Source organism: Leekyejoonella antrihumi, assembly GCF_007845645.1.
GTDB lineage: Bacteria > Actinomycetota > Actinomycetes > Actinomycetales > Dermatophilaceae > Leekyejoonella > Leekyejoonella antrihumi.
The window spans coordinates 19,434-29,305 of sequence record NZ_VCQV01000050.1; the positions used below are offsets into that span (position 1 = coordinate 19,434).

7 protein-coding genes and 1 pseudogene are annotated in these 9,872 nt (G+C 61.2%); 1 reads left to right on the top strand and 7 read right to left on the bottom strand.

The window, feature by feature from the left end; all coding sequences use genetic code 11:
• Nucleotides 1-305: 305 nt before the first annotated feature.
• The 7 genes and pseudogenes from FGL98_RS22570 to FGL98_RS22600 all read right to left on the bottom strand — a co-directional run bounded on the left by FGL98_RS22570 (nucleotide 306) and on the right by FGL98_RS22600 (nucleotide 8,068).
• The gene (locus FGL98_RS22570) at nucleotides 306-1,124 is read right to left on the bottom strand and encodes a HalD/BesD family halogenase (RefSeq protein WP_146320756.1); all 819 of its coding nucleotides are present in this window, start codon (nucleotides 1,122-1,124) and stop codon (nucleotides 306-308) included.
• 256 nt (nucleotides 1,125-1,380) lie between these two features.
• Complete coding sequence (gene solA, locus FGL98_RS22575) at nucleotides 1,381-2,547, bottom strand: N-methyl-L-tryptophan oxidase (RefSeq protein WP_146320758.1); 1,167 nt, start codon at nucleotides 2,545-2,547, stop codon at nucleotides 1,381-1,383.
• Between the two features lie 204 nt (nucleotides 2,548-2,751).
• Entirely contained in the window at nucleotides 2,752-3,516 is a 765-nt protein-coding gene (locus FGL98_RS22580; protein WP_281289203.1) for an amino acid ABC transporter ATP-binding protein, read from the bottom strand.
• Between the two features lie 5 nt (nucleotides 3,517-3,521).
• The gene (locus tag FGL98_RS22585) at nucleotides 3,522-4,436 is read right to left on the bottom strand and encodes an amino acid ABC transporter permease (protein ID WP_246136705.1); all 915 of its coding nucleotides are present in this window, start codon (nucleotides 4,434-4,436) and stop codon (nucleotides 3,522-3,524) included.
• 110 nt (nucleotides 4,437-4,546) lie between these two features.
• Nucleotides 4,547-5,470, bottom strand: a complete 924-nt coding sequence (locus FGL98_RS22590) for an ABC transporter substrate-binding protein (protein ID WP_222432351.1) — start codon at nucleotides 5,468-5,470, stop codon at nucleotides 4,547-4,549.
• Nucleotides 5,471-5,870: 400 nt separating this feature from the next.
• Complete coding sequence (locus tag FGL98_RS27285; protein ID WP_146320762.1) at nucleotides 5,871-6,632, bottom strand: GntR family transcriptional regulator; 762 nt, start codon at nucleotides 6,630-6,632, stop codon at nucleotides 5,871-5,873.
• Nucleotides 6,633-6,993: 361 nt separating this feature from the next.
• Nucleotides 6,994-8,068 (bottom strand): annotated as a pseudogene (locus FGL98_RS22600) (IS110 family RNA-guided transposase).
• A gap of 757 nt (nucleotides 8,069-8,825) precedes the next feature.
• On the opposite strand from FGL98_RS22600, the gene istA reads away from it, so the two are divergent.
• Nucleotides 8,826-9,872, top strand: a 1,047-nt coding sequence (gene istA, locus FGL98_RS22605) for an IS21 family transposase (RefSeq protein ID WP_146320764.1), incomplete at its 3' end; no start/stop codon positions are given.

Sequence of the window (9,872 nt, forward strand, 5' to 3'; positions counted from 1 at the left end):
GTGCACGGACTGCTCACACACTGTCGAGATGCGGTCCAGTATGGACGCGACGCGCGGTGACGATTTCGCGATCCTGTGCCGCCTCGGCTGTTTCGCAATGTAGAAACTTCAGCGCACCGTGTTTCCCGTAGGACGCCCGTGTCCCGGGATGCCCAGGCGGACGGGTCCTGCGGGACGCGCATCGTCCTACCGCGGCAAGACCACGTCGTGACCTGCGGCTTCACCGTTTGTGGTTCGGCATTCGGGGCGCCCTGACCTGTCTCGGCCGGCATCTCTTGACCTCGACTCGCGAGATTGGTGCTCGGTCAGCTGGAGGTGCGGCCGTAGAACAGCTCGGAGGTGAGGTCGTTGAGCCGCATGTCCGGCCGCTCGCCATACGTCAGCACCGAGTTGATCCGCGGGGTCTCACCCTTCACCGGTGTCACGTGGTGCAGAGCGTGCTCGCCGCGGAAGAACGCTAGCGTTCCGGGACCACCGGGCAGCACCTTCAGGCCGGTGGTGTCGCCCTGCAGCACCTTCTCCACCTCGTCGTAGTGCTCGTCGTCCTCGGAGCGCAGGCCCGGCACGTAGAGGAACTCGCCGCCCTCATTGGCCGGCTGATACATTACGGTCATCGAGAACTCGCTGCGGTCGAAGTGCCAGCCCAGCTCGTCTCCGGGGTTGAACGTGGTGATCTGCAGCGCGTCCAGCGGATCTGCGCTGCGGTAGAGCACCGGCTTCTCGAGTACGGCGGCGATGAACGCCGTCAGGTCGTCCGACTCATAAAGACGGCGCAGCGGAGCGTCCGACGGGATGTAGTCGTAGGCGATGCCGTGCTTGGCCGAGCGCACCTGGTGGGCGCGCGGGTGGGTCGCCGGCACGGTCTCGTCGACAGGCTCGAAATAGATGGTGTGGGTGCGGTTCGAGCTCCAGGCCTTGTCCTTCAGCTGCCCGGCGATCCGAACCATCTCGGCGACAGCCTCCGGACTGATGAACCCGTCCAGGCTGCAGACCCCGGACTCCGCGAGTTCCGCCTTGCACTCGGCGATCAGTTGCTGTCCACGCTCGGAGGCAAGGTCGTGGATCGGGTAGCGGTCGAGGTCGACCACGTCGGCATAACCGAGTGCACTCGTCGTCTGGGACATCTGTGACTCCTCATCTGTGTCATCACCATTGGGTGTCTCTACCTCTCCATCGTCACGCGCCTGAAGAATTAGGACCAGTCGTGTCCATGATCCTCTTGATAAGCATCAGTAATGATCAATATGGCTGACCCTTCGAAGTCGATTCGAGCTGCGGTACCCACCCGGCGCATCGTGCACGAGATGGCGCACTGTACGTGGCACGTTCCGCGCAGGTACACGCCGAAGACCGCTCACATCACCGCAATCCGCATCATTACTACTTGGGCGATGGATTCAGGATGAGTCGGCTCGGAGCAAATCGTGCTAGTGGTATTGCTATCGGCTCGCCTATGGCGAGCGCCGCCGCAACTTCTCCAACTCCGGTCGCATGCTTGAATCCATGGCCGCTGAACCCGCCCAGGATCGTAATGTTGGGCTCAGATGGGTGGGGTCCGATCATGAAGTTGCTGTCCGGTGTGAGAGTCATCAAGCAGGTTTGAGCAGCAACGGGCCTAGGTTCTAAATCAGGCAGGTAGTCTCTGGCAAAATTACAGACGATGTCGAAGTCCTCCGTGTGGATCACTCTGTCAACTGTATCTGGATCAACGACTGGCCCATCGAAGCCTTCTCTCCCGATTTTCACGTCCATGCCCCCATGCATAGCGCATCCCCATGCGCCCGAACCATTACCTGTATCTCGAATAAAGGCAGGAAAGGTAGATGGCAGGAACGATTCTATCTTATTTTCTCTTGCGCGGAACCAAGTCATGACTTGACGTGTAACTCTAACTGTCTCCTGGTCGATTGGGTAGAATTGGCGAATCCATGGACCTGCTGAAATAATGGCATGCCGTACTCGAAACTCTTCGGCCCCGACCCTGATTACCACTCCATCAGCTGTTGTCGATACGCCGTCAACGTGCGCGTGAGTGAATACTTGAGCACCATTCTCCACGGACTGCTCGAGGGCCGCTGACAAGGCCGTCTCGGGGGAGAGAACTCCGCCATCAGGGTCAAACACCGCGATATCGCTGTCCGACACTAGATGTTGGGGAAAACGTGACCGGATCTCCGCTGCGTCCAGGACCTCGTGAGGAAGAGTAAGTTGTTGCGCGCTCTTCAATGTCCCAGACACTACATCCGCTGTAGCAGAGCCGATAGTAAGCATTCCAGTGAGTTCTAACAGCTCGCGTGACGATACTCCCTCGAGTTCCTGCCATAACTGCTTTGACAGGATCGCCAATTGCGTATAATCGGCCCCCTCGAAGCATGCCGTTCGGTACAGTCGACTCATTCCGTGCGACGATCCGTGCGGGTGGCCCGGAGTGTGTTGCTCGAAGCCGATTGCCGATATTCCCCGGATGGATAGGCGCCAGAGCGACATGCAACCCATAGCGCCAAGTCCAACGACCGCCACATCGGCATCGAAGTTATTCTTGTCCATTAATCCTCGCACTCCTATCTAGGAACTCCGCAAATCTACTTCTTTAGAGAGTCGAACACCGGTTCAAGCCCTCTCCCCTAGTCGTGGACGTCAAGCACAGCTGCATAGCATTCTGATCTCTTCTATGTGTGAGTCGATCCCTCAAGTGAAGTCATCCCAAACATCACGGTTGAACGGATTGCACCGGTATCGAGCGGTCGGCGATTAGAGGACCTTGGATAGAAAGGCCCGAGTTCGTTCGTGCTTGGGGCTATTGATTATTTCCTTGGGGTGACCACGTTCGACAATTATGCCCTCATCCATGAAGACAAGGCTGTCGCCGACTTCGCGTGCGAAGCCGATCTCATGGGTCACCACAACCATTGTCATTCCGGCTTTGGCTAGCTGTTTCATCACATCGAGCACTTCACCCACGAGTTCTGGGTCAAGAGCGGATGTAGGTTCGTCGAAGAGCATCAGCTTCGGCTCCATCGCCAGCGCACGAGCGATCGCGATCCGCTGCTTCTGCCCGCCGGACAGTTGAGCCGGGTACGCAGTTTCTCGATCGGCGAGGCCCACCTGAGTCAGCAAACGACGCGCGTTGGCGATCGCTTCGGTCTTTTCTTGCCCTTTCACCCGAACTGGTGCCTCGATGATATTTCCAAGAACCGTCATGTGGGGGAATAGGTTGAAATGCTGAAACACGATGCCGATCTCTGCACGCTTGCGACAGACCTCACGGTCTTTCAGCTCGAAGATCTTGCCTCCATGCTCACGGTAGCCCACCAACTCACCATCTACTGATAGCCGACCACTGTTGATTTTCTCCAGGTGGTTGATGCAACGCAGGAAGGTCGACTTACCTGAACCCGATGGCCCGATAATCACCATCACCTCACCTGCTGCCACCTCTAAATCGATTCCCCTGAGCACCTCGACCATGCCGAAGCTCTTGCGGACACTTTCCGCCAAGACCATAGGTGCGACCATCGTCGTCACCGTTCCTTTCGGCCGGCGAGGGGGGAACCGGCATCCCTTGGCCCAGGCAGTGGCATAGCCTGGTGGACTGTCACGATCGACTTGCGGAACTTCTGGAACGGCGTCAACGGCTGGGCGTGGGAGGATCCTCGGCCGAAGTAGCGCTCGATGTAGAACTGGCCCACGGACAGCACTGACGTGACGATCAGATACCACAGGCTGGCAACGAGCAGCATAGGCACGATCTGATAGGTGCTCGCGTAGATGAGCTGGACTGAGTAGAGCAGCTCGGTCACCGTGATGACACTGGCCAACGAGGAGGTCTTGAGCATGGAGATCGTCTCGTTGCCCGTCGGTGGGATGATCACCCTCATCGCCTGTGGAAGCACGACTCGACGCATCAGCAGGATGCGGTTCATGCCAAGCGCGGACGCGGCCTCCGTCTGTCCCTCGTCAACGGACAAGATCCCTGCCCGTACGATCTCGGACATGTAAGCGGCTTCGTTGAGGCCGAGGCCGACGAAGGCGGCGATAAATGGGGTGATCAACGAGTTGGCGTTGAGGTTTATCCAGCTCGGACCGAATGGGATACCGAGTGAGATCTGTGGGAAGACGTAACTCAGGTTGAACCAGAAAAGCAGTTGCACCAGAACCGGCGTGCCGCGGAAGAACCAGATATAGGACCATGCAACCCATCGGACGATCGGGTTGATTGCCAGTCGCATCACGGCCAGCAGCACTCCGCCGGCAATTCCGATCGCCATCGCGATCACGGTGAGTTCAAGTGTGACAATCAGCCCGTGGAGGACCTCATGGGATAAGAAGAACTGGCTTACTACATGCCAGCCGAAGCGGGTCTGCAGCGAGTTGCCGCGCTTAACGCGCGCGAAAACAACCGCATCCACTGCCATCGCGATGAGCACCAGCAACACTGCTGCGGCGACCCATCGGCCAGGGTGCCGGACCGGCACGGCACGGATCGCAGAGGGGGTGGGCGCCGTGGTGCGAGCTGGCCCCAGTTGGGTCATGGGATCAGTCCGTTCTAGTTGATTGCTCCGTTGACCACCGGGTTAGTGATCGCAGAGTCGGTCATGTTCCACTTCTTCAGGATGCTGGCGTATGTCCCATCGGCGATGAGATCTTTCATGGCGGCCTGGGTGGCGGCGGCCATGCCGTTCCCCTTGGGAAGCGCGATGCCGAACGGGACGGCTCCGAAGCTCGGGCCACTCACCTTGAACTGGCCGTTGGACTGTTGGACGGTATAGTCGACCGGAGGTGAGTCCGAGAAGCCGACGTCCGCGCGGCCACTTGACACGGCGAGGTTTGCAGCAGTCTGCGTGGCGAACTGTTGTACCGCGACGGCTGGCTTCCCGCTCGCGGTGCACTTTTTCGACTGGGCCAGTGCGTTAGCCTGCTCCGTCGTCCCGTTCTCGACAGCGACCTTGGCGCCGCAAATCGAGCCGATCCCGTTGAACTTCTTCGTGCTGTCGGACTTCGTGTAGAAGCTTTGGCCAGCACTAAGGTACGTGACGAAGTCGACGACCTGCTCACGCTTCTTGGTGTCCCCGAAACCCGAAATCCCCATATCGTACCTACCATCCTGCAGGCCAGGGATGATCGAATCAAACGTAACGTTCTTCTCGACTACCTTGAGTTTCAGTACCTTGCCGAGTGCCTTGCCCAGGTCGGCGTCCATACCGACGATTGTGTTGCTCCCTGGCTTGAAGAACTCCATCGGCGGGTAGCTCGCGTCCATCCCAATGGTGATCGTCCCCTTGGACTTGACCGAAGCTGGTACCAGCTTCGCGGCCGCAGAGTCAACTGAGGAAGAGCTGCTGGAGCCACCACTCGCGGAAGTGGCTTGCGGGGTGCTCGCAGGCTTACTCGAACCGCAGCCAGAGATTGTCATGGCCGTAACCGCAATTGCTGCGGTGTATGCAATCATTGACGGCTTGTAAACGTGCACTTTGAAACCTCCTTGCTAGGGGTGTGACGGGCGTCGCACCACATGTCCAGGGCCGATGCACTGAACGTCGTAAACATCCACCGACCTTGCCCTGATAGGTAGGAGCCGCCTTGGCACAACCATGAGATGGGTATCGACGCATATACGCACGATACGAGGCGTGTACTGATGCTTCGATTGATCCGCAGTGACACGGCCCCAGTAATCTGGGTCGAGCTCAGGTGATCGAATCAACCAGGCGTCTTCCCTCCTCCCGGATTAGGGCGCCGTTGGGGTTGCGCAAGCACGTACGGCAAGTGACGGCGTACACGGCCCCTGAAGGTGTAATCCATGATTCGGCCTGATCACCTGCCTGAGATCTAGGAAGGGTGCGCTTAGCGATATGGTGCACGCGGGAGCTCTAGGGCAAGGAAGCGCCACTGCTTGTGGCCCGCTCGTTACGCTGGAGGACTTGAGTTACTCGATGTCGAGTGTCCTCGAACATTGAGTGGAGGACTGTGCTAAGCGCAACCGGGTCCCGAGCAGCGCACGCTTCCACGAAGTTATCCTGGTTTACCAGGTCCGTGTGTACGACGGGTTCTTCCGAAGGGTTCGATAGGTATAAGCGGAAGTAGCGCTCCGCCTGCGCGCGATACATACGAATCGCGTTGAATAGCTTTGGACGCTGAGCGGCGAAATAACAGAGGTCATGTAACTCCCAGTCCAAGGCGAGGTAACGTCCTATCTCTGGAGCGGTCCCCTGAACTATTGCGTGCATCTCTGCCTGGACGTCGGCCATCTTGCGAATGGTTGCATCAGTTAGGCGTGGGCAAGCATGCTGACCGGCGGCCACCTCCAACGGCTCGCGGATCAAGTACAGGTCCGATAGGTCGGCGGTTGACAGTGCGCTGACCTCCGCAGGTCGATGAGGCGGATTTGTTACCAGCCCCTCAGCCTGAAGCTGGACCAGAGCGCTTCGGACCGGCATCGTGCTGACATTCATGCGCGAGGCCAACTCACTAAGTGGAAGCTTAGTGCCGGCAGGTAGCTGCTGCACTATCGCAGCTCGCAACGCGTCGTACACGGCTTGCTTAGTAGACGATGCAGAGATTGGCTCAAGCTGATCGAAATCCGAGTTCGTGGCCGTCATGCGCGTCCTTCGCTCGCTATGATCACTGATCATGATCACTGATCATAGATGAGCACAGAGGAAGTTTCAAGAGGGCTTCATACCTGTGGTGGGGGTAGGTTCTCGGGGTCGGCGAGTCCTCCGCCGGTCCGGAGCATGCGGAGTTGGCGATCCCCGCAAACTGTGGAGATCTGATTTTTGCGGATCGGGCTCCCGACTCCCGGACGGGGCTCGCGTGTAGACCTCCGGAGTTGGTGTCAGGGCTGACCCGTAAGCCAGCCGAGGGATCGGCCTTGACATCGGCGAGGACGGGCGTCATCACCATCGTCTCTCGGGAGTGGCAATACGTGCGAGTGGCCTGGCAGCGAAGTAGCCCACAGGCTCGCCGCATGCCGATCGATGCTCCTATGGATTGTCAAGCGGCCGAGGCCAAGTGATTCGGTGCTCCAACGGGTTGTAGGGCGTGGTAGAGCTCGCGGGCGACGTAGCGTTTCAAGCAGCGGATGATTTCGGGTTTGGACAGGCCTTCGGTGGTACGCCGGTTGGCGTAGGCCCTGGTGCGTTGGTCGTAGCGCAGGCGATTCAGGACCACGACGTAGAGGGCATTGTTCGCGGCGCGGTCACCGCCGCGATTGAGCCGGTGTCGCCGGGTTCGGCCGCTGCTGGCCGGGATGGGCGCGACACCGCACAGGTGCGCGAATCCTGCTTCGGAGTGCAGCCGGTCGGGGTTGTCACCCACCGTGGTCAACAGCTGCCCGGCGACCTCAGTGCCGACGCCGGGCAGCGCGATCAGTCGTGGCGCGGCCGCGGTGACCAGGGCGCGCAGCTCGGTGTCGGCGTCACGGATCTCGGCGGACAGGAACTGGTGACGCCGCGCCAGCCGGCGTAGCGCGGTCTTGGTGGCGTACTCCGGATCAGCGGTATCTCCGCTGGGGCGCAGCCGCGCGCAGCTCGCGATCAGCCTGGTGGTGCTCAGGGCGCGTAGCTGCTCACGCAGCTGCTCGGGCGCACTGACCACCAACGCCTTGACCTGATTGGTGGCCTGGCTGCGTGCCTTGACCGCGCTACTGCGGGCCACGCGCAGCGCCCGGATCGCCTCGACCTGCCCGTCGCGAGCCTTCGGCGTGCCAACAGACCTGCCGGACAGTGCGGCGCGCGCCGCGCAGTAGGCATCCAACGGATCAGACTTGCCCTTCGCCCGGCGGGCTTTGCGGTCGGGCCGGTCCACCTCCACGACCGTCACGCCGGCAGCGCGCAGGTGCCGACTCAGACCGGCACCGTAGGCGCCCGTCCCCTCCATGCCGACCCGCTCGGACCTGGCCGCGAGAACGCAGCCAGGCCAGCAGGTCCCGGTAGCCGTTCGGGGTGGTCGGGAACTGACGGTCGCCCAGCTCGCGGCCCACGTGATCGAGCACGGCCGCGTGATGGGTCTGTCCGTGGGTATCGACCCCGCCCGTGACAACGGGTATCAGATTCGTCATGGTGGTCATTGCCGTCCTTTACTCGTAAACCGGATAGGTCGGCACACGGCGGTCGGGTGGACGGACAGGCCAGTGATGGGCGCCTCTCGCGCAGGCTCCTATGAGGTCACGTTCCCCGGCCGCTGGTGTGCATCACGGTGGCACCGACAGGCACGACGAATCGATCGAAAGACAGCAAGATCGCGTCAGCATGCGGAAGGGTCAGCCCCCGCCAGCACCACCACGTACATCCTCACTGGCATGCGGAGCATGCCACAAGGCGATCGGTGTACGGTCACGCTCCGCGTGAGGATCGTCTTGCGGCTCAACCCGGCAAAGGACAGGTTTCGATCCAGTGGTCGGGCGGAACGTTCGGTCGGTGTGGGACCGGTCGTTCCTGCTCTGTCCAGCGACCGCGCCCAAACGCGTCGTCGGCGACATGTCGCCAGAACGCCATCGCTGCCTTGTTGTCGTGCTGGAAGGTGATCGTCCAGTCACCAGGATGTCGGTTGATCACCTCGAGGGCCAGCCGGTGCCCCACGTGATCCCTGCGCACTGGGGAGGCAACCCAGAAGGCTCGTACCGATCGCCGTGTGACAGCGGCCACGAGAAACTGCCCGGAGACGGCCACGTAGCTGCCCGGTGGCGGACATGGGAATTGTCCGCTGGTGGTCATGAGATCTGCCCACGACACGAGTCCGTTTGCCTGACCGCGTCCCGCGGTTGAGGCCCCTCCTGGGATGCGGTTGGCGGTGCTGAAGCGTCTACCGCCCCCAGGAGGGACACCGTGAAGTCTGCCGAGGAGATCATGAACATGCTAGAAGCGTTTGATTTGACCGGGTCGTTGCGTGATGCTGGCGAGCTGGCCGGGGTCTCGCATCACACCGTGGGCAGGTATGTCGCTGCCCGGGAGGCCGGGAGTCTGTCCGATCGGCCCGCGGCTCGCCCGCGTCTGATTGATGAGTTCTTGCCCAAGGTCGAGGAGTGGATCGATCGTTCGGGTGGTCGGCTGCGGGCGGATGTCGCGCACGACAAGTTGGTCGCGTTGGGGTTCACCGGGTCCGAGCGGTCCACGCGCCGAGCGGTCGCGGCGGTCAAGCGTAACTATCGCCTCGGTCGGGTGCGGGTGCACCGCCCGTGGGTTACCGAGCCGGGCATGTGGTTGCAGTACGACTTCGGAGATGGCCCGGTCATCCAGGGCGCCAAGACCACGTTGTTCGTGGCGTGGCTGGCCTGGTCGAGGTTTCGGGTGGTGTTGGCGATCCGGGACAAGACCGCGCCGTCGGTGATGGCCGCGTTGGATGTGACGCTGCGTCGGATCGGTGGCGCACCGACGTACCTGTTGACCGATAACGAGAAGACCGTCACGACCGAGCACGTGGCCGGGGTCCCGGTGCGTAACACCCAGATCGTCGAGTTTTCAAAGCATTATGGGTTGACGGTGCATACCTGCGTGCCGTGTGACCCGGCGTCCAAGGGCGGGTCGGAGTCGAGCGTGAAGATCGCCAAGGCCGACCTGGTGCCCAAGGACACCAACCTGCTCGAGCAGTACGAGACGTTCGCGGACTTGGAGGCCGCGTGCGCGGTGTTCTGCGAGCAGGTCAACGCCCGCGTTCACCGGGTCACTCGCCGCGCCCCGGTCGAGATGCTGGCCGAGGAGGCGGCCCGGCTGCACCCGGTCCCGGTGGCGCCGCACACCGTCGCGTTCGGTCTGTCTCGCACGGTGCCGGCCAAGACGCCGATGGTGTCCTTCGAAGCCGGGCAGTACTCGGTCCCTTCCCACCTGCTCGGCCAGGTCGTGTGGGTGCGAGTCCATGGCCAAGGGGCCGACGAG